The sequence below is a fragment of the Nostoc sp. T09 genome (genome assembly GCF_002154695.1).
In the GTDB taxonomy this organism is placed as follows: Bacteria; Cyanobacteriota; Cyanobacteriia; order Cyanobacteriales; family Nostocaceae; genus Aulosira.
Genome location: NZ_MTAV01000265.1, coordinates 13,115 through 32,474 on the forward strand (window position 1 = coordinate 13,115; position 19,360 = coordinate 32,474).

The following is a 19,360-nucleotide window of genomic DNA, read 5'->3' on the forward strand; positions in this document are numbered from 1 at the left end:
CTTTAAACCATGAATTATATTAAAAAAAACCCGGTCTGTCTTAGACCGGATTTTTAGCTATCTAAATTTATCTAAAGTAGAATGTAGTCTTATTACGACTCATGAAGCAGCAGGTTGCTCAAGATTTACTTTGACAACTTTATTCTTTGCTTGCTCAGTCTTAGGCAATGTCAGATTCAAGATACCATCTTTGTAATCTGCTGTGACGTTAGTATTTTGAATTGGCGCAGGTAAAGGAATTACGCGTTGAAATTTACCGTAGTGAAATTCACTTTTGGTAACACCTTTTTCTTCAGTTTTATGTTCTGACTTGCGCTCACCGCTGACATAAACAGCCTTTTCAGTGACTTGAACATCCAGATCTTTCGCTTCTATTCCTGGCAGTTCTAGCTTGAGATGAATAGCTTCTCCAGTTTCTTGCAATTCAGCAGCCGGAACTCTAACAAAGCCTTTTTCAAAGGCTGTAGATGGTACTCTTGTGTCTTCAAATAGGCTATTGATTTGACGTTGGATAGCGTTTAATTCTTGCCAGGGGTTGTAACGAACTAACATATTGATTTCCTTCTTAGCAGTAGTCTTTATTTGCCTGAACAATGGAAGATTTAATTCATTGCTTTGATTCTTATAGTATTATTTAACAATAAGAGTATTAGTACGGCTAATATCACCTCAATTAATGATGATTGCCGAACCTAAATATAGATAGAATCTTAGGTGTAGAAACCTGGAATTTATTGGTTCGGTAAACCACCAAACTATTTTGAGATATTTATGCGGTAAATCCTAGTTGCTGATATGTACCATCTGCCCCAGGAGTGTGATGGCAAGCAGTTAATTGCAGCTGTACTATGTAGTTATAGTGCGATTAGCTGGCTTTTGAAAAATTGGCTAAAAGAGCAAGACAGAAAAAGGTTTTGGGGAATTCAGACGTTGAAAGAAGCAACTATTGGCAGATTGCAGGTGTATACAGAAGTATTTTGAAAGAATAGCATTAACACTTAATGCATCACAAAACTTGCATAGAAGAGAATAATATTTGATCTAACTTATTTTTCATACCCGAAGTAGGGGCGATATAGTACTAAAACAATTATCTTTGTTTTAATTAAAGTTCTTTTAACTTATTGCGCTAAGTAAAGAGACTTGATTAAACATAAAATGCCTTGTAGAGTAAAAATCCTTCTGTCACGCCACTTGCTACAACGTAATGGCTCTTATGCCTTAACACAAAAGATATTACATTTTTTAGAGCCAACCTACTTATTAGTAAAGTTAAATGCTAGGTCAATGCTATGAAAAAGATTACTACGCTTTTTAGCGAAGAACGCAACCAACTCCAGACAGATATTGAAAACACAAGCAGTATTGAGCAGATAGTTAAGCTGGTTCAGAACCGACTTGATAATCTTGAAAGAATTTACATTAGCGAACTAAATTTGACTCAAGTCCGTTTGGCTTCCTTTTTCTTGGATATGTTGCGCCAGTCTATTGGGACTCTGGCTGCGGCTAACCTTGCTCAAATCGTTCCAACACAGCAAAAGCAAATTACTAACCCAATTCCAAACTTTTCCCCCAACAGAGTCATCCTGAAACTGCTAAAGGCACTGCTCTATATAGGTATTTTAGGTTGGTTGTTCTATTTAACTAAAACTACACCAGGTGCGTGGATGGCGATGTTGCTAGCTTCTGTGCTTTTGGGGTTGGAAGTTGTACTGCAACTCGACAAAAACAATCAAGATGATAATTCAACATCACAAGAGCTATTAAAATTACCTCAAGCTGTCCTCCGGGTTGATAGCAAACTTCTTTTAGACAACCTTGCTGATGCTCTCCACACCATCGACCTAGCAGTCGCTAGATTTGAAGAAGGAAACAAACAAGAAGGTGACCTTGGCGTAGAAGAACTACCAGAGTTATTGGGTTTTCTACAAAAGCTCATGGGCGCATCATTTCTTGATAAACCCCAAATGGCGATCGCACTAGCGCAACTTCTACCACAGATTTTAATGGAGCAGGGAATTCGCGCCCAAATTTACCGAACTAACGACCCCCAAAGCGATCGCAATTATTTTGACTTTGAGCCAAGTATCGACCCTGACACCAAAGATTACGTAACCTTAACTCCGGCGTTGTTAAAAGGCGATCGCTTGTTGCGGCGCGGTCGAGTCATTGAGCCAGCGTATTCCCAGGCTAGAGAATAACAGACAATAAGACTATGGAAATTTTAGAAACAATTGGTTTTGATTTGGGACACGGTGAAACAGCTGTAGCTAAAGCTATAGTGGAGAGCATTGAACCTCCCCAGATGCTTGAGATTAATAATAGGAAAAACCAAATCACGGCTCTTGGTTGGCATCCCAGGCTTGGTTATCTGGTGGGAGAACAAGCTTTAATTCAAGCTGGCGTTACCCAGCTAACAATCTCTTTCAAGCAAAAACCAAACAACGATCCCAAGTATCAAGAGACAATTAGCACTTTTGTTGCCACCTACTACCGCCTTTTAAAAGAAAGTAAACAAATTGAAGGTGGGGAAAATACTTACTTTTACGTTGGTTGTCCTTCAGGATGGTCGGTGAGCGATCGCGCAGAATACCAAAAGCTACTACAATCTGCTGGCATTGAACTACTAAATGTCGTTCCTGAATCACGGGCTGCTTTTATGCAAGCTAAGGAAGCCGGGAAACTAGAGTATGAAAAACTGCTTTCATCGGTGCTAATTGTTGATATTGGCTCTTCAACCACAGATTTTACTCTGGTTAAAAGCTTACAAGAAATCCCCATAGATTTCGGAAGTAATACTTTAGGCGCATCGTTAATTGACAAAGCTATTTTTGAACGCACTCTTGCCCAACATGAGCAAAAGGCATTATTAGAAAAAGTATTTGCAGAATATCCCCATCATCAAGCTCGTTGTGAACTTGCTTGTCGTAAAACTAAAGAAGATTACTTTTCTAATGAACAGCTATATAGTGATGCTCAATCCTTTGCCCGTGGCTTCGAGTCTATCAATGAACAAATTTATTTTATCCCCCAAGTTAACAAATTAATTATGGAGGAAATATTGCAGCAACCTTTGCCTGCGCTGGGGCAAAAGAGTTGGATGCAAACATTCCGCGATGCAGTTATTGAGGCGAAAGAGAAGCTAGACAAACAAGGAATCGTACCAAAAATTCTGCTGATGACTGGTGGTGCATCTCGAATGAAGTTTACACACCAAATCTGTCAAGAAATATTTCCAGAACCAGAAACCCTCCTCCGCCCCGATCCGGAACCAGAACGTTGTATTGCATTAGGTTTAGCGCGTGTAGGTAGATGGGATTTGCGTGCTACTGCCTTCAAACAAGAAGTTAACAAACTTGTTGAATCAAATAAACTCAAAGAGTTGATTGAAAGGCATATTCCCGAGTTAATTGAATTGTTGACTAAGCCATTAGCGAATAGTTTGATTGAAAATGCAGTTCGACCAGGAATAAAAGATTGGCAGAAGAACAAAATAAAAACTTTAGCCGATTTAGAAACCTCAATGAAGGGTCGGGCAGAAGAGTGGCTGCAAGGCAATATTGCACAGCAGATAATTAACACTCAATGCATTAGTTGGTTTAACAATAAAATTCAACCAGACTTAGCCGCCCAAACCGATCCAATATGCCGAAAGTTTCAAATACCTAGAAGTAGCTTAAGGTTTGAGGATAGCATTGACCCAGCTTTTGTCAATCCAGAACTAAGAATTGGCGATGCGATTCTTGCCGACACAGTAGCATTTATTGTCAACGTTGTAATTGGTGGCGGGACTCTCGCTAGTATCATCACTTTGATATTAACTGGACATTTTACCTGGCCAATCGCATTAGTATATGGTGCTTCGGTGATGGCAGCAGGAATGGAATTGAATCGTAAGGGTGTACAAGAAGCAATTAAAACAAATGTTGATGTCCCCGGTTGGCTGCGTTCTAGCTTTTTGAGTGATAAAAAAATTGACGATATGTGTGAACAAATCAAGCCTGAGTTAGAGAAAGTGCTTCGAGAACAACTGACAGCAAATCAAGAGGCTTTTGATCAACTGATCGCCAAAGTTGAGCAAGGGCTAGAAAAAGCCCTTTCTATCAAAGTTCAGGAGGCAATAATTCTAATCCAATAGCGTAATTAGGATTAGATTTAGTATTATAAGTAGGGTGTGTTATGCCGTAGGCTAACGCACCTTAAATTGCTAATTTTATATATATTATTTATAGTAATCCTCAACCATTCGATGAAAAATCTATTGCCTATTGCCTGCCTCTACAACTAATTTCACAACTCAAATAGGATTGCTATATGTTAATTCAACCTCAAATTCAAATACCAGAAAAATTACCCTTTTTAGAAAGATTATGTTGGCAAAGAGAAGATAGACAAAATCTTACTCTTTTAGAGATGCTCAGAATATATGAGCGAGGGTGGCATTACCGAGAAATTTTAGGTGATTTGAGCCAAATAGAAGCCTTGTTTGTGAAAGATTTAGCTCAATATTATGATTCATGGTTAGGAGCACAAATGTTTGAGAGGGAATTTCATCAAAAAATCTTAAATGTACTTAATCAATTAAATACTAACTTTTTATTAGAATGTGGTGCATATTTTGGTGGGGGAACTCTGGTTAGTTTAAATAATGGTGAATATAGATTAAGCAAAGATATAGATTTTCTCTGTTCCACAGGTACTGGCTATCGCTTACTGCGGCAAAAAATTGCTGAAACTCAATATGATGCCATCTTTAATACTCAAAACAATTTCAAATTACCCAGAGAAATAAAAGCTGACCAGTACGGTGTAAGATTTGCAATTGTAGTTGCTGGAATTCCGATTAAATTTGAGATTATTATGGAAGGACGTATCGAATTGGGAAAACCAGATTATCCCAGTTGGTCGCCCGTACCATGCTTAAATGAAATTGATAGTTTTGCTGAAAAACTTTTAGCTAATTCTGACAGATGGAACGATTCCTCGGTAGAGTCCAGAGATTTAATTGATTTGGCTGTCCAAAGACTCAAGTCTCCTATTCCTAGAGAAGCTATTGAGAAAGCAGAAACAGCCTACCCTGTGATTGAACCTTTAAAAAAAGCAATATCATTTTTCCAAAATCACCCTGATTATCGTGACAAATGTTTTACTGCTTTGCGAATTATCAAACCCAGTAAAATTATTGATGGTATTGATTTAATGGCGACGGATTTATGCTTAGAAAAGACAGCTAGAACATTTAGCGAATCTCAAGCAGAATAATATCAGGTCTGCTTAATTTTATTGGCGTACCCTGCGGCAATGCCTAACGGCGAACGCGTCTATATCAGTGTGTATCAGCGGTTAATTATAGCGGTTCCCAGCCTGCTAAGGTACGAAATTATCTGTGTTCATCTGTGTTCATCTGTGGTTAATTACTTCTTCCTGTAACTCACTGGCTTGGTAAACGCTATATTAATTTTTCAAAATTTTTCCACAACTCTATCAAACTGACTGCGAACCCACAGCCTCAAACTGCTGCCAGCAAAGATACAACGCACGTGGTACATGAAAACAACCTTTCCATTTACCGCCTTTGAGATTTAACAGCACTTCCCCGCGTCGATTCAGGTAGCCAAACCACTCACCATATTCTGCATCAGCAAAGTGTGACCAAGCGTAGTCGTGCATTTTTTTATACCATTCCCAGCACGCTTCACGCCCCGTCAAGCGATAACCCATTGCCAATGCAACCAAAGACTCTAGGTGAACCCACCACAACTTTTGATCCCATTCCAGTTGTTGTGGAGGATGTCCCTCCGCATCCATAAAGTAATACAATCCGCCATACTCACTATCCCAGGCAAAATTTAAGATATTAATTACTACATCCACAGCTTGGTTAATCGTTTTCGGATCGTTACGACGGCGGGCAATATCCATAATGAACCACATCGCTTCAATTCCGTGACCAGGGTTAATTAATCTGCCCTCAAAACAATCAACGTGGGAACCATCAGGAGCAACATTTTCATACATCAGCCCCCGTTCTTGGTCGAGAAAATCGCTCATCACTTCCTGAACAGTCAGATCCAGGACTTTCTCCAAGGTTTCGCTTGGCAGCAACCATGCCATTTCTAGAGTGAGGTTCGCTAAAATCATCGGTACAGCCAACGATTTCATCGGGCGTGTACCTGGGTAGGTCTTGGTATATTTGCCTTTTGGATTATCTTTGCGGCGCAAAACATTGTCGTAAGCCTGCATAGCCACATCCCTTGCCCAATCTGCACCACAGGCGAGGGCGTATTGACTGAAAGCCATCGCCGCAAAGCAATCAGAAAAGATATTGTAGGGCTGTACTAAAGGCTGACCTTCACGGGTGAGGGCAAAGTACCAATTGCCATCAGCATCTCTCCCATGTTGGAAGAGAAAATCAGCACCGTTACTAGCTATTTTCAACCAGTTTTCGCGTTTTTCTAGCTGATTGTAAAGCATGGAGAATGTCCACACTTGGCGGTTTTGCAGCCAGATAAATTTATCTGTGTCATACACTTTACCCTCGCGATCGAGGCAAGTAAAATAGCCACCTTGCTCCCAATCTATCGAGTGTTTTTCCCAAAATGGGAGTACATCATTGAGAAGCGCGTTTTTGTACACTTCAACCAGTTCTTTAAAATCGTGCTCCATAAATGTCCCCCACTTTTGCGTTAAAACCAACAGCGTTAATTATCACCTTGCCGTGGATTGACTACAAGTACTACCGACTGCTTGCTTTTATCCTGGCTGATCCAAAACTGGTATCACAGCCTATTCTGAAGAGTAGAAGCTATAAGTTACACTGTTAACCAAAGATTGTGGCAGCAAGCATGGATTATCTCAAAGAACAGATTGTCAAGAAATTAGAGGGTCTTCCAGAAAACGCACTCCATGAAATTTTAAACTTTGTTGAGTTCTTAGAGTCGCAAAATAAAACTTCTCAAAAACCTGAGTTTTCTATAGCAAGTGTCTATTTAGAGGAAGAATGCGACGTAGGATGGTTACAGACTGACTTATCTAACTTGGGTAGTTATGAACCTTATGATTGGCAACCAGGTGAACTTGGTAAAGGTTTACCTGTTAAATATGTTCCTGGGATGGGAGTAGTAATTGTTGAGGAATGACAACTCGTTCTTTACAGTTTGGAGATATTATAACAGTACGATTTCCTCAACAAAACCCTCAAGGTCGTGAGCAAGAAGGCTATAGGCCTGCGGTTGTAGTAGGGTTCCCAAATCGCTTAGGTATACCCCGCTTTTCGCTAATAATTGTAATTCCTATGACGACTGATACAGGGCAAACTTGGGCAACCGCTTCACCAGATTTATATCCACGTTTTGCAACGGGAGTTGCTAGATTAAGGTCGCCATCTATTGCTTTGTTGGATCAAATCAGAGTTTTAGATGTTAACCGCATTGTCGATTATCGAGGAAGTTTGACACCTGAAGAGTATGAACCTATTTTGATTGGACTTCAGCGCATGATTAGTCCTTGATTTTCAAAAAGGTGATCCCTCTTTGGATTCTAATACTAGTCGCTCTATTTGTATCGGCCAGCTTGGTCCAAGATTCTCATTAAGAAGTGGTATCAAGCTATTTCCCGCTATCAACTCTAAGCGTGGGTTGCTCTTTGCAAAGTCTGTAGCACCTGTTGTAAATCGGCTAGTCGTTACTAGTACACCTTTATTTACTTTTTCATCTGAAACCACTCCTAGCAAAGCTCTGGTAATTTCTACACCAACTGGTTTATTATAAAGTTTGCATTCTACTCTTAGATGCTCAAGCTTACCAGGTTCCATTTTAGTGGCGAGAATATCTCGTCCGCCATCTTTTTGTGATGGTGTCAATTGAGTTTCATACCCCATAGCAGAGTACAGCCTTTCAACTATATGCTCAAATTCACGAGGTGATATACCACTTGTTAAAAATTTGAGCGCTTCTGATTGATTTATTGGAGTACCGATATATCTTGCGCGTATAATTTCCCCAGCATCATAAAGTCCTCTACGTCTCCCATCAGGCAAATGCTGTATATGAGCTAGAACGTAGGCACTTAGTGCCTGAAGAGCTTCTTTAGGAAAATGTGGCAACAAATCTAAAATCCAGGTTATTCCTTCCCAAGTTGGTGTTTGCCTACCTCCCAAAGTATATAGAATGAGCCTCCGATTTAATAAAGATTTCATCATCCTATCAAACAATTCTGGCGCACTATCTTTTGCTGCAATTATCCCTTGTAGATGAAATTTATCAATACCTAGAGAACCTGATGGAATTAAAAATCTAAGTAAAAGTTTTTCAATTTCTTCTTCTGTTCTGTCTTGAATGTTAGCGATAAATTGCTCACGATGTTGGTTTGTAGGGAATTCATAGCTAATGAATGTTTTGTCAGGCGGGGAATTAAATACTAGCTTGAGCCAGTCATCAAGAGATATTCCATTAACATTAATTACTTCTGGCTCTTCACTCATTTTGGTTGTTTCTGTTACAAAATTAATGTTCTAATGACGCTAAGGGATGTTCAGTACAAATGAGAGTATTCTAATCTTGAAAACCAAAAAAATAATTCAGCAGTAAGATATAGAATTGGCAGATGAACATTAATTATACACTGGCAAAATTAGAGTAGGCTGCTAAATTACACCCCGACAGCTTCCTTCGCCGCGTACACCACTTCAGTTGTGATATCTTTAATGCCGCGATCGCGTGCAAGTTTCTCGATGTTGCATTTCACTTTAGCAAAGATTATTTCTTCCGTAAATGTATGTAAATTATTAGATTCTGCCTTTCCGACTGGGAAATATATGAAATGAGCGCTGAAGTTTAAGGAAAGGAGAAACGATGGTGTTAACTTCGATAATTCCAGGTTATGACTTAACAGAAATTATATCTGAAGGAACTAACACAATTGTTTACCGGGCTAGGGCGCAAAAAAACCAGCAGTCTGTGATCCTGAAAGTTCTTAAGGCTGAATATCCTACTCTTGAGCAAATTACTTGCTTCAAGCACGAATATAAAACTACAGAAAATCTCAACTGCGAAGGTATTGTTAAAGTGTACGGGTTAGAAAGCTACCAAAACCGTTTGGCGTTAGTAGCGGAAGACTTTAATGGCGTGAGTCTTAAGCAATTTCTCTCTCAGCAGCAACTTTGTGAAGTTTCTTTTCTCAAGATTGCTGTGCAGTTAGCACAAGCACTGTTGTCGCTACATCAGAACCGGATTATTCACAAAGATATTAAACCTGCGAATATCATCATTAATCCACATACTGGAATTGTTAAAATCACTGACTTTAGTATTGCCTCGTATTTAGATAAAGAAACACCGCAACTGACTAATCCTAATCACTTAGAAGGAACTGTTGCTTATATGTCTCCTGAGCAAACTGGGAGAATGAATCGCACTTTAGATTATCGTAGCGATTTTTATTCGTTGGGCATTACATTCTATGAGATGCTGACAGGTCAATTGCCTTTTGTAACTGACGATTTACTGGAGATGGTTCACTGTCATATTGCCAAGCCAGTAACACCACTTGCACAGTTAAACCCAGAGGTTTCTGGAACTATAGCCGCTATTGTGATGAAATTGATAGCGAAAAATGCTGAAGATCGCTATCAAAGTGCTTTAGGGCTATTAGCTGATTTAGAATTCTGTCTTAAGCAACTCCAAGTTACAGGAGATATTCCTGATTTTATTCCCGGACAGCGCGATCGCACTGCGCAATTACTCATCCCACAACAATTATATGGAAGAGAAGCGGAAGTCTCAACTTTGTTAGCAGCATTTGAGCGGATTAGCCAAGGTAAAAGCGAAATCATGTTGGTTTCTGGCTACTCTGGAATTGGTAAGTCATCGCTGGTTAATGAGGTGCATAAGCCCATCGTTAGACAGAGAGGTTATTTCATTAATGGTAAATTCGATCAATTTAAACGGAATATTCCCTACACTTCTGTAATTCAGGCTTTTCAATCTTTGATGCGGCAATTATTAACTGAAAATAGTGAAAGGTTGGAAAATTGCAAAGGAAAACTGCTGCAAGCGCTGGGTAGCAATGGTCAAGTGATAATTGATGTGATTCCCGAAGTTGAACTAATTATTGGTAAACAGCCAGACGTTCCCCAATTAGGCGCAACAGAAAGCCTTAACCGCTTCAATCGAGTATTTCAGTCTTTTATTCAAGTTTTTACAAAACAGTCACACCCCTTAGTACTATTTTTGGATGACTTACAGTGGGCTGACTCTGCTTCACTGAAATTAATTCAGGTGTTAATGACTAACCCAGATAGCCAATATTTGCTATTGATTGGAGCATATCGAGTTAACGAAGTCAGTATCAACCATCCATTAGTAAAAACTTTGGCGGAAATTCAACAAGCAGACACGATTATCAACAATATTATATTACGTCCATTAGAATTATCTCATGTCTGCGCTATGGTTGCAGATACCTTGGGTAATTCTGAAAACATCCCCAAACTAGCGCAACTTTTATTTAATAAAACTCAGGGTAATCCTTTATTTTTGACCCAATTACTCAAGGCACTTTATCAAGAAAATCTGCTCAAATTCGATTTTAATCAAGGAATTTGGTTATGGGATATACAAGAAATTAAAAATATTAATATTGTAGATCAAAATATTGTTGAGTTAGTGGCAGGCAATATCCGAAAGCTGCCAGAAGCTACGCAAACAACGCTACAATTAGCGGCGTGTATTGGCAATCGTTTCAGTTTAGATGTATTAGCAACAGTCAGCGTCAAGAATTTGCAAAATGTCGCCGAAGCTTTACAACCAGCTTTGCAATTAGGGCTGATTTTGCCCTTGAATAATGAATATCGCATACCGCTACTATTTGCCACCGAAGAGTTAGCTGATTTAGGATTTGATGACTCAAATATTACCTACCGATTTTTGCACGATCGCGTCCAACAAGCCGCCTACTCCCTGATTCCTAATCACCACAAACAAGTTACCCATCTTAAAATTGGTCAGCAGTTGTTGCAAAATACGCCTCCTGAACAATTGGAGGAAAATATTTTTGATATTATTAATCAACTAAATGTCGGTGCTAGCCTGATTACAGCGCAATCCCAAAAGCAACGGCTAGCTGAATTAAATTTGCTGGCTGGGAGAAAAGCCAAAACTGCAACAGCTTATATAGTTGCGATCGCCTATTTAACCACAGGTTTAAAACTCCTAGCAGCAGATAGCTGGCTTGGTGAATATGACTTGACTTTAGCGTTGGTAACTGAAGCTGTAGAAGCAGCATATCTGGATGGCGATTACGTGCTGATGGAGAATTTGTCCAGCCAAGTCTTGCAAAATGGCCGTACACTGCTTGAGAAAGTCAAGGTCTACGAAGTGCAAATTCAGGCTTATGTAGCTCAGAGTAGACAGCCTGAAGCTATCAAAACTGCATTAACTGTTCTCGAACTTTTGGGTGTCAAATTTCCCGATACACCTAGCCAAGCAGATATAACCCAGAGTTTGCAAGAAACTCAGTTGATATTAGCAGCAAGGAGTTTTGAGAATTTAATTGACCTACCAGAAATGACCGATCCGCAAATCCTAGCAGTCATGCGGATTATCGGCACAGTTACGGCGGCTGTGTATCAAGCAGTACCAATGTTGCTGCCGTTAATTGTATTTAAACAGGTGCGGTTATCAGTTGAATACGGCAATGCCCCAGTATCTACTCTCGCATACGCCTGGTATGGAGCCATTCTCTGTGGAGTCGTCGGGGATATTGATGCAGGCGATCGCGCTGGTCAACTGGCATTAGATTTACTATCACGTCTCCAGGGTAAAGCACTCAAAACTAGTACCTTCAATATAATTTACCCGTTCGTTAAGCCGTGGAAGTATCATATTCGAGAGTCGCTACTACCCCTACTAGAAGCACATCACAGCGGTTTGGAAACAGGCGATTTAGAATATTCTGCCTATTGTGCCTACAATTATTGCTCTCTTTCTTATTTCCTCGGCAAGGAACTGAGAGCCATAGAATCAGAGATGGCAATTTACAGTCAAGCTTTGGAAAAAATTAAGCAGGAAGCCGCCCATAATTATCTGAAAGTATTTCGACAATCTGTATTAAATCTAATCAGTGATGTTCCCATCCCTGGGAACTTGCGAGGTGTGGCATATAATGAAGAAGTTTTGCTGCCATTACACTTCAAGGCTAACGATCGTTATGCGATCGGCACTTTGTATGTAAACAAATTGATTCTTTGTTACCTATTTGGAGAGTATCAGCAAGCGGCAGAAGTCGCTTCCCTGGCTAAGGAATACTTAGATGGGGTAACTGGCTCTTTTATGGTGCCAGTCTTTCATTTTTATGATTCTCTCACCCAGCTTGCGATCTTACCCCAGACTCCAAGGCCGGAAAAGCAAACTTTGTGGCTGCGGGTGATTGCTAATCAAGAAAAGCTGAAGCAGTGGGCAGATCATGCGCCTATGAACCACAGGCACAAGTTTTGTTTAGTTAAAGCTGAGTACCACTGGGCGCTGGGCGAATATTTAGAGGCGATGGAGTACTACGATCTCGCCATTGCTGACGCTGCTGAAAACGGTTACATTCAGGAAGAAGCACTTGCTAATGAACGCGCCGCAGAACTTTACCTGTCGCTAGGGAAGAAAAAGATTGCTCAACTTTACATGACTGAGGCTTACTACGGTTACAACCGTTGGGGTAGTTCCGCCAAAGTCAAAAACCTGGAAAAGCGATATCCCGATTTAATTCTTCGCAGTACCAGTGCGATCGCACCCACAGGTAGCATTTCTAGGACATTAAAATCAGATGTATCTATCAGCACATACTCTACAACCAGCAATGGTGCAAATCTAGATATAGCAACAGTGGTAAAAGCGAGTGAGGCGATTAATAACGAAATCTCCTTAGAAAGTTTACCGCGCACTCTTCTACATATCATCTTAGAAAATGCTGGTGCCCAAAAAGGTTGCTTAATCTTAGTAAAAAACAATCAATTATTTATAGAAGCAATTGATAGTAGCCTGGTTGATTCGCAAATTACTTTGCCATCTACTCCGGTCGAAGAGAGTGAAATTGTCCCCAAAAAGCTGCTCAACTATGTAGCTAGAACTCAGCAACCCTTGGTAATTAGAGATGCTAAACTTGACCCAATTTCTAATAAAGATTCATATATTCAAACAAATCAATGTAAGTCAATATTGTGTGTGCCTATCTTTTATCAAGGTAAGTTTATCGGCATATTTTATCTAGAAAATAATTTAGTAACTGGGGCATTTACTCCCGAACGACTAGAACTTTTAAAGATCCTCTCTTCTCAAGCTGCGATCGCTATCAAAAATGCCCGCCTTTATGCTAAAGAACAAGAAAAATCCCAAGACTTAGAAGCAGCCCTGTTAAAACTCCAACAGACTCAAACTCAACTCGTCCACACAGAGAAAATTTCCTCTCTAGGGCTACTAGTAGCAGGAATTGCCCATGAAGTGAATAATCCTGTTAGCTTCATTTTTACTAACCTGTCTCATGCCAAGCGGTATGTTGAAGACTTAATTAATTTACTGCATCTTTATCAACAGCATTTACTTAATCCACCAGCAATCATCATCGATGAAATTGAGGCGATTGATTTAGATTTTCTACTGCAAGACTTGCCAAACATGATTTCCTCAATGAAGGTGGGAACCCAACGTATTCGAGATATCATGCAGTCTCTACGCAACTTCTCACGCAACGATGGTTTAGATAAAAGAGCAGTTGATATTCATGAAGGAATTGAAACCACGCTGATGATTTTGTCCCATCGCTTAAAAGCTGATCCAGCGCGTCCAGCAATTTATGTGATTAGGAATTACGGCAATTTACCCAAAGTTGCTTGTTATCCTGGGCAATTAAATCAGGTATTTATGAATTTGCTAGCAAATGCTATTGATGCTTTGGAAGAGTCTAATCAAGGAAAGACTTATGCTTTTCTAGAACAAAATCCCAATATCATTACAATTTCTACCACAACCAACGATCAACATGTGAAAATTTGTATTGCTGATAATGGGATGGGAATGTCAGAGTCAGTAAAGCAAAAACTTTTTCAAGCTTTCTTTAGCACGAAACCAGAAGGTAAAGGCACAGGTTTAGGACTATCGATTAGTTATCAAATAGTTACAGAAGCCCACAATGGTACTTTCGAGTGTTTCTCTTCCCCTGGTGAGGGTGCAGAGTTTATCATTCAGATTCCTATTTTTGAGAATTAAGCCAGCCCACCAAAACCCAGATATGGTGGGCATTGCCCACCCTACATTTATTTATACTTACCTTTTTTGTGATTGCCTGTTCCTTGTTTCTTTCCCACAACTTATTGTTGATTCAACAGCAAAAATACAGTTTGTCCTATACCCACAATCACACCTAAAACACCGCCTAAAGTCACAATTGCCTGCAATTCATTTTTGACAATACCTTCAATTGCTGCTTCTAAATCAGCGGGTGAAGTTGATTTTACGCGGTCAACAATTACCTGATCTATGGATAAAATTGGAATTACCTGAGCCACAATTGCTTCTAAATCTTTTTCTAAATATCGCTCCAAAATTAGAGCTAATTCTTGACTCACTACTTCTAATGAACTATTGACTACAGGTGAGTTACTTAGACGATTTAGTAGCAAGGAAGCAATATGTTCCCAATCAACCGAGTCAGTTAATCCTTGTAACAAATCGCTGCCACTTGATTGCAGGTAGTGGCGGACACTTTCTCTAGTAGTTTTTCGTAGTTGCCGTACCGTCCCCACTGGCAAGTTTTGCAAGGATAAATTTTGCAATAATTTCTTGACGCGATCGCGCATCTGCAATTCTTGAATCAATTCTTTTAACCGAGCATTGCTTGCCTCTTTTTCGTCTAAGCAAAAAGTTCGCAGTCTGGTAAAAGTATTGCGTAAGCCAAACAAATTTGCTACTACCCAATAAGTGCCACTGGTCTTTTCCCGAAAGGTTTCATCAATAGTTTGAATTGTGCGATCGGTCAAAAAATCAACTATAGTCTGTCGCAGCACATCTGGGGGTAAAACTACTTCTAATAACCAATCAGCTAGTCTTTTAGATTGTTCTTCACTCAGTTGAAATTCCAGCAGTACTTGGTCAAAAATTTGATTTATTTGGACTTCTAAAAAGTCTTCGCGCCGAGCTAAAACTTTAAGGAGCCGTGGTAATGATTCACCCAATAAATCACGCAAAATCCCTCCCACAATTTTAGCGCTTTTTTGATTTTTTTCCTCTGAGTTAATTTGGTCAAGCGCTAATTTTAACAACCACAAAATTGCTGCTTGTACTCGTTCTGTTTGTAACAGACGACGTGCTAAATTTTGCAATTCCTCTGGTGTCAAAAGTGACCCCATAATTGTATTAGAAATTTTCAGAGCCAGACGTTCCTGGTTACGAGGAATCAATCCAGGTGTAAACGGTAATCTTTGCTTACCGATATAAATGGCTCGGTAGGGGCGAAATAACATTTTAATGGCTATATCATTCGTGAAATAGCCGATAATTCCACCTACTACGGGGGGTGATATATAAAGCCACAGATGAGACCAATCCACAGAATTTTGGACTTACCAATTTTGGATTTTGAACTTGACGAAAAGTTGAGCCAGTCGCTTGCGGGGTTTCCCACGGCAGTTCCTACCCTTCGGGAACGCTTACCCTTCGGGAACGGCTCCGCCGAACAGCGAACAAGTCTGGCGACCGAACGGACTGCCTCCCCGTTGTGCAAACTAGCGTTTTAGGAGGTAGCCCTGCATTGTCTCCCAACCTAGCAAACTTTTCCCTAAAGAATTTTAGATTAAATAGTTGAATTGTGCATTCAAGAGTCTCTGTTTTTTTAGCAGTAGACTTCAATCCAAAATTTAAAATCTAAAATTTACTAACTACCAGCACTCCCATCATACCGTTCGCAATGGGGTAGTGTGTGGCGGCAGCAAAACCAACTTGAGAAGCTAATTCTACTTGCTCTTTGCCAATGGGAAAACGATCTAAGCTGGGGCTGATATAGGCGTATTCTTCTTTTACTCCCAACTGGGTCGCCGCTGGTACAACAATATTTTCTAGATACCATTGTTGAAACGATCGCAGCTGCGGATTCTCTGGTCGATGAAAATCTAAAATTGCGGCTTTGGCACCAGGCTTGAGAACGCGGTACAACTCTTTGAGACTGCGGGGAATATCTTTAACATTTCTTAAACCATAGCCCATTGTTGCAGCGTCAAATTTGTTGTCCTCAAAAGGTAAATCGAGGACATCGGCCTCAACCCAGGTAATGGTTGGTTGCAGGCACTGTCTTTGAGAGCGTTCTTTAGCCATCGCTAGCAAGTTTGAAGAGAAGTCCACTCCGTATACGTGTCCTGTTGCTCCTACACGCCTTGCTAAACCTATGGCGATGTCGCCACTCCCGCAACATAAATCTAAGCAAATATCTCCAGGCTTAGAGTTGCTCCATTTGATTGCCATTGCCTTCCAAATGCGGTGTTGTCCCAAACTCAACCAATCATTCAACTGGTCATAAACAGGAGCAATACGATCAAAAATAGCGCGAATTTCGTGAGTCATTAGTCAAAAAGTCAAGAGTCAACTGTCAAGAGGGCAGTACATTAAAGCAACTGCTGTCGGCTTACCAGCTTATAGACGCCCGTAGACCTGGGAAGTGCTGCTTTCGGTAGAGTAGCATCTAGCGTTCAACAGCCAAAATTTGAGCATTCGACTCCAGACTATTAACTTTTAACTAAATGTCTAGTTAACCGCAACAGCTGCTAGTCAGAGCGATCGCTACTAATTGTGCTGATAAGTGAATTAGCTTTAGTTCATCTTCTCGCAAAGTGTGAGGTTGTTTCCACTGTAGAGATAAAACTCCCATAACTTTGTGACGGTAAGCAATTGGGATAACTAAGTGAGCTTGTACACCAGACTGCTGGTAATGAGCAACACCAGCTAATTTTTGCTCTTTAGATACATTTAACGATACTTGCAGTTGCCCAGTAGCGATCGCCTCGCTTACGAGTGGGTCTTGTGCTAGCCAGTTTTCTACAGTACCGCCGTAACTGTAAGATCCATGAGTTGCAATCAGACTATTGCCTTCAATTAGTTGCAGAATACAGCTATCAGCCCCAAAACTGTTGCTAAGCGCGGTAGCAATTGGTGTCAGAGTTTCTTGTAAACTATTAGCTGCTTGCGTTACCTCTACCAAAACAGTCAGTAGTGCCATTTGAGCATTGGCACAGCGCAATTCTTCGGTGCGTTGCTTCAGCAAGTCATAGGTTTCTGCTGCCCTTTGAACTACAGCTTTCAGTTCCCCTGGGTCCCAAGGTTTGGTGATATATTTATAGACTTGCCCAGCATTAATTGCCTCCACCAAGTCTTCAATATCTGTAAAGCCAGTCAAGATTATCCTGACTGTATCTGGAAACTGAGGTACAGTCTTGCTGAGAAACTCAGTGCCTTTCATTTCTGGCATTCGCTGATCGGAGATGATCACCGCTACTTCCCCTTCGGCTGCCAACATTTGCAGGGCGGTCATGCCACTATCAGCTTTGAGTACATTAAAATCTCGGCGAAAGGTGCGATACAGCAAATCGAGATTATCCGGTTCATCATCAACTACAAGGATTTTGAGTTTTTTCGGTCTTTCTAAAGTCCGTAATTGGCGACGATCTGTATTAATTTCAAGACTGGCATTATCCATAAAAGTTAAGTCCGTTAAATATTTACTATCTTGTTATATTCCATACCAAGTCTAGTCGATAATAAACTACCAGCCTTGCGAAAATTTGCGGATGTACCTGAAGAGCAGTTGAACTAAACCTGAATAATTACCATAGCAAATTTATACCTGCTTATAAGTGCCTGAGTTTCAGGCTTTTTTCCTATAAAATAAAATTTGCTGATGAAATATTAATTACCCAATAAACTTTAGTACACCAGCAAGTATGAAAATGGGTATGGGGCATTGGGCATTTGTCATTTGTCATTAGTTATTTATCCCCCTTGTCCTCCCTGTCCCCGTTCCCTGTTCCCCGTTCCCCTTCGGGTTCAGCAGTTGCTCATGGGGGAAACCCCCAAGACCGCACTGCTTCACCTGTTCCCTATTTTCAAGTTATTTGCTTATGACTGATCTACCAACCAACTTTCAAAATCCTAATAACGCTGATTTAGATACTGCCCAAGAGTTACTGCGAAAATTAAGACAAAAGCAAGGTAATTGGGTGGAATGGGGTCAAGCGATCGCCTATTTGCAAAAAGCTGGTTACAATCCCCAAGATATTTTTGAGGCAACTGGATTTGAGCCGATTCAGCAAAATCAGGTGGTTGTTGGTTCCCAAGTTTATAATTCTTTAGAACAAGGTGGCGCATCAGAAGCGACGCGATCGCATTACGCCACACGCGGCAGTGATATTTTATATGAGTTACGCTTGCTCACCCACGAAGAACGCGCCGCCGCCGCTGATCTGACTTTCCAGCACAAACTTGACATGGATGAAGCACGGGAAATAGCCAAAGCTATTAAAGAGTTCTCCCGTTTCCGCCATTTGCCAGAAGGATTTTCTGCCCATCCGGGTGATGCTGTTGCCTACAGTACATGGAAACTGGCACGCCAAAACACAGATTTACAAGAGCGATCGCGTCTGATTGCGAAAGGCTTGCGTTTTGCTCATACGCAAACAGCTAGAAAACAAATAGAACAGTTACTCACAGATTTTACTGTTGTTCCTAAGCGTCCGGCTCCACTGTTACCCTTTTACCGCCTGGAGTCTGAGGAAGAGTTACCCAGAATTGTACCTGTAGTTGGTGAGTTGCCATTGGCACCCAACGATTTAAAAGCGGTGCCTTTAGTGACAGAAATTCAACCATTTCGGATGGTCAAATTTACTGGCGAACAAGCTTGGGTACCATTACCAGGTTGGCAAGTGCTGTTGAGTGCCGAAGATCCAGTAGTGATTTTAGCTACTAGCGATCGCCTGCCCAATCAAACCCAAAGTCAGCCCGGACAAGTGCTAATCGTCGTAGATCGCGCCCAACGCCAATGGGATGCCTCTAGCTACTTTTTAGTAGATAATTCTGGAGATTTAGATATTCAGTGGTTTGAAACTGAACCGGAAATTTCTCTCTTAGGAAAGATTATTATCATCTTGCGTCCTAAGAAAATCCTGGATGAAGAATTAACCAAGGATTCCTGGCAGATTGACGAATAGAGTTTGGGAATTGTAACAGAGGTGCAGAAGATTGAGAGGATAAGGATTGAAACTTTTTGGATATCCCGATCCTCTACCTTCGCGTGCTTGCAGAAACGAGGAGAATCAAAACAGCAAGTCTCATTA

The 19,360-nt window shown here is 40.6% G+C and carries 14 protein-coding genes; 8 read left to right on the forward strand and 6 right to left on the reverse strand.

Going from position 1 to position 19,360, the window contains the following annotated elements:
- Positions 1-99: 99 nt before the first annotated feature.
- Positions 100-552 (reverse strand): Hsp20/alpha crystallin family protein, encoded by a 453-nt coding sequence (locus BV372_RS34465; protein ID WP_086692016.1) that lies wholly within the window; start codon positions 550-552, stop codon positions 100-102.
- A 243-nt stretch (positions 553-795) separates the two neighbouring features.
- On the opposite strand from BV372_RS34465, the gene BV372_RS34470 reads away from it, so the two are divergent.
- The 4 genes from BV372_RS34470 to BV372_RS34485 all read left to right on the forward strand — a co-directional run bounded on the left by BV372_RS34470 (position 796) and on the right by BV372_RS34485 (position 5,262).
- Positions 796-981 (forward strand): hypothetical protein, encoded by a 186-nt coding sequence (locus BV372_RS34470; RefSeq protein WP_086692019.1) that lies wholly within the window; start codon positions 796-798, stop codon positions 979-981.
- A gap of 311 nt (positions 982-1,292) precedes the next feature.
- The gene (locus BV372_RS34475) at positions 1,293-2,201 is read left to right on the forward strand and encodes a hypothetical protein (RefSeq protein ID WP_086692022.1); all 909 of its coding nucleotides are present in this window, start codon (positions 1,293-1,295) and stop codon (positions 2,199-2,201) included.
- Between the two features lie 14 nt (positions 2,202-2,215).
- The gene (locus BV372_RS34480; protein ID WP_086692025.1) at positions 2,216-4,138 is read left to right on the forward strand and encodes an Hsp70 family protein; all 1,923 of its coding nucleotides are present in this window, start codon (positions 2,216-2,218) and stop codon (positions 4,136-4,138) included.
- 176 nt (positions 4,139-4,314) lie between these two features.
- Positions 4,315-5,262, forward strand: coding sequence for a nucleotidyl transferase AbiEii/AbiGii toxin family protein (locus BV372_RS34485; RefSeq protein WP_086692029.1), 948 nt, complete (start codon positions 4,315-4,317; stop codon positions 5,260-5,262).
- Positions 5,263-5,484: 222 nt separating this feature from the next.
- On the opposite strand, the gene BV372_RS34490 is transcribed toward BV372_RS34485, so the two are convergent.
- Positions 5,485-6,666, reverse strand: coding sequence for an AGE family epimerase/isomerase (locus tag BV372_RS34490; protein ID WP_086692032.1), 1,182 nt, complete (start codon positions 6,664-6,666; stop codon positions 5,485-5,487).
- Between the two features lie 179 nt (positions 6,667-6,845).
- Here BV372_RS34490 and BV372_RS34495 point away from each other — a divergent pair, with 179 nt between their 5' ends.
- Both BV372_RS34495 and BV372_RS34500 read left to right on the forward strand, forming a co-directional pair.
- A complete protein-coding gene (locus BV372_RS34495) occupies positions 6,846-7,139 on the forward strand; it encodes a DUF2281 domain-containing protein (protein WP_086692035.1) in 294 nt (97 codons plus the stop codon).
- Positions 7,136-7,510, forward strand: a complete 375-nt coding sequence (locus BV372_RS34500; protein WP_086692038.1) for a type II toxin-antitoxin system PemK/MazF family toxin — start codon at positions 7,136-7,138, stop codon at positions 7,508-7,510. The genes BV372_RS34495 and BV372_RS34500 overlap by 4 nt, the downstream gene beginning before the upstream one ends.
- 3 nt (positions 7,511-7,513) lie before the next feature.
- On the opposite strand, the gene BV372_RS34505 is transcribed toward BV372_RS34500, so the two are convergent.
- Positions 7,514-8,482, reverse strand: coding sequence for a restriction endonuclease (locus BV372_RS34505; protein ID WP_086692041.1), 969 nt, complete (start codon positions 8,480-8,482; stop codon positions 7,514-7,516).
- A 370-nt stretch (positions 8,483-8,852) separates the two neighbouring features.
- Between BV372_RS34505 and BV372_RS34510 the strand changes: the two genes are divergently transcribed.
- A complete protein-coding gene (locus tag BV372_RS34510; RefSeq protein WP_086692044.1) occupies positions 8,853-14,252 on the forward strand; it encodes an ATP-binding sensor histidine kinase in 5,400 nt (1,799 codons plus the stop codon).
- A gap of 101 nt (positions 14,253-14,353) precedes the next feature.
- Here BV372_RS34510 and BV372_RS34515 read toward each other — a convergent pair whose 3' ends face one another.
- The 3 genes from BV372_RS34515 to BV372_RS34525 form a co-directional block, all read right to left on the reverse strand.
- On the reverse strand, positions 14,354-15,592 hold the full coding sequence (locus BV372_RS34515; protein ID WP_086692047.1) for a DUF445 domain-containing protein: 1,239 nt from the start codon (positions 15,590-15,592) through the stop codon (positions 14,354-14,356).
- Positions 15,593-15,905: 313 nt separating this feature from the next.
- Entirely contained in the window at positions 15,906-16,598 is a 693-nt protein-coding gene (gene ubiE, locus BV372_RS34520) for a bifunctional demethylmenaquinone methyltransferase/2-methoxy-6-polyprenyl-1,4-benzoquinol methylase UbiE (protein ID WP_086692050.1), read from the reverse strand.
- A 184-nt stretch (positions 16,599-16,782) separates the two neighbouring features.
- Complete coding sequence (locus tag BV372_RS34525) at positions 16,783-17,727, reverse strand: response regulator (RefSeq protein ID WP_086692053.1); 945 nt, start codon at positions 17,725-17,727, stop codon at positions 16,783-16,785.
- A gap of 421 nt (positions 17,728-18,148) precedes the next feature.
- Here BV372_RS34525 and BV372_RS34530 point away from each other — a divergent pair, with 421 nt between their 5' ends.
- Positions 18,149-19,234: a RuBisCO accumulation factor 1 gene (locus BV372_RS34530; RefSeq protein ID WP_086692056.1), complete on the forward strand. Its 1,086-nt coding sequence runs from the start codon at positions 18,149-18,151 to the stop codon at positions 19,232-19,234.
- Positions 19,235-19,360 lie beyond the last annotated feature (126 nt).

Coding starts and splice junctions, on each gene's coding strand:
- BV372_RS34465 (WP_086692016.1), bottom strand. CDS start 552: ATGTTAGTTCGTTACAACCCCTGGCAAGAATTAAACGCTATCCAACGT.
- BV372_RS34470 (WP_086692019.1), top strand. CDS start 796: ATGTACCATCTGCCCCAGGAGTGTGATGGCAAGCAGTTAATTGCAGCT.
- BV372_RS34475 (WP_086692022.1), top strand. CDS start 1,293: ATGAAAAAGATTACTACGCTTTTTAGCGAAGAACGCAACCAACTCCAG.
- BV372_RS34480 (WP_086692025.1), top strand. CDS start 2,216: ATGGAAATTTTAGAAACAATTGGTTTTGATTTGGGACACGGTGAAACA.
- BV372_RS34485 (WP_086692029.1), top strand. CDS start 4,315: ATGTTAATTCAACCTCAAATTCAAATACCAGAAAAATTACCCTTTTTA.
- BV372_RS34490 (WP_086692032.1), bottom strand. CDS start 6,666: ATGGAGCACGATTTTAAAGAACTGGTTGAAGTGTACAAAAACGCGCTT.
- BV372_RS34495 (WP_086692035.1), top strand. CDS start 6,846: ATGGATTATCTCAAAGAACAGATTGTCAAGAAATTAGAGGGTCTTCCA.
- BV372_RS34500 (WP_086692038.1), top strand. CDS start 7,136: ATGACAACTCGTTCTTTACAGTTTGGAGATATTATAACAGTACGATTT.
- BV372_RS34505 (WP_086692041.1), bottom strand. CDS start 8,482: ATGAGTGAAGAGCCAGAAGTAATTAATGTTAATGGAATATCTCTTGAT.
- BV372_RS34510 (WP_086692044.1), top strand. CDS start 8,853: ATGGTGTTAACTTCGATAATTCCAGGTTATGACTTAACAGAAATTATA.
- ubiE (WP_086692050.1), bottom strand. CDS start 16,598: ATGACTCACGAAATTCGCGCTATTTTTGATCGTATTGCTCCTGTTTAT.
- BV372_RS34525 (WP_086692053.1), bottom strand. CDS start 17,727: ATGGATAATGCCAGTCTTGAAATTAATACAGATCGTCGCCAATTACGG.
- BV372_RS34530 (WP_086692056.1), top strand. CDS start 18,149: ATGACTGATCTACCAACCAACTTTCAAAATCCTAATAACGCTGATTTA.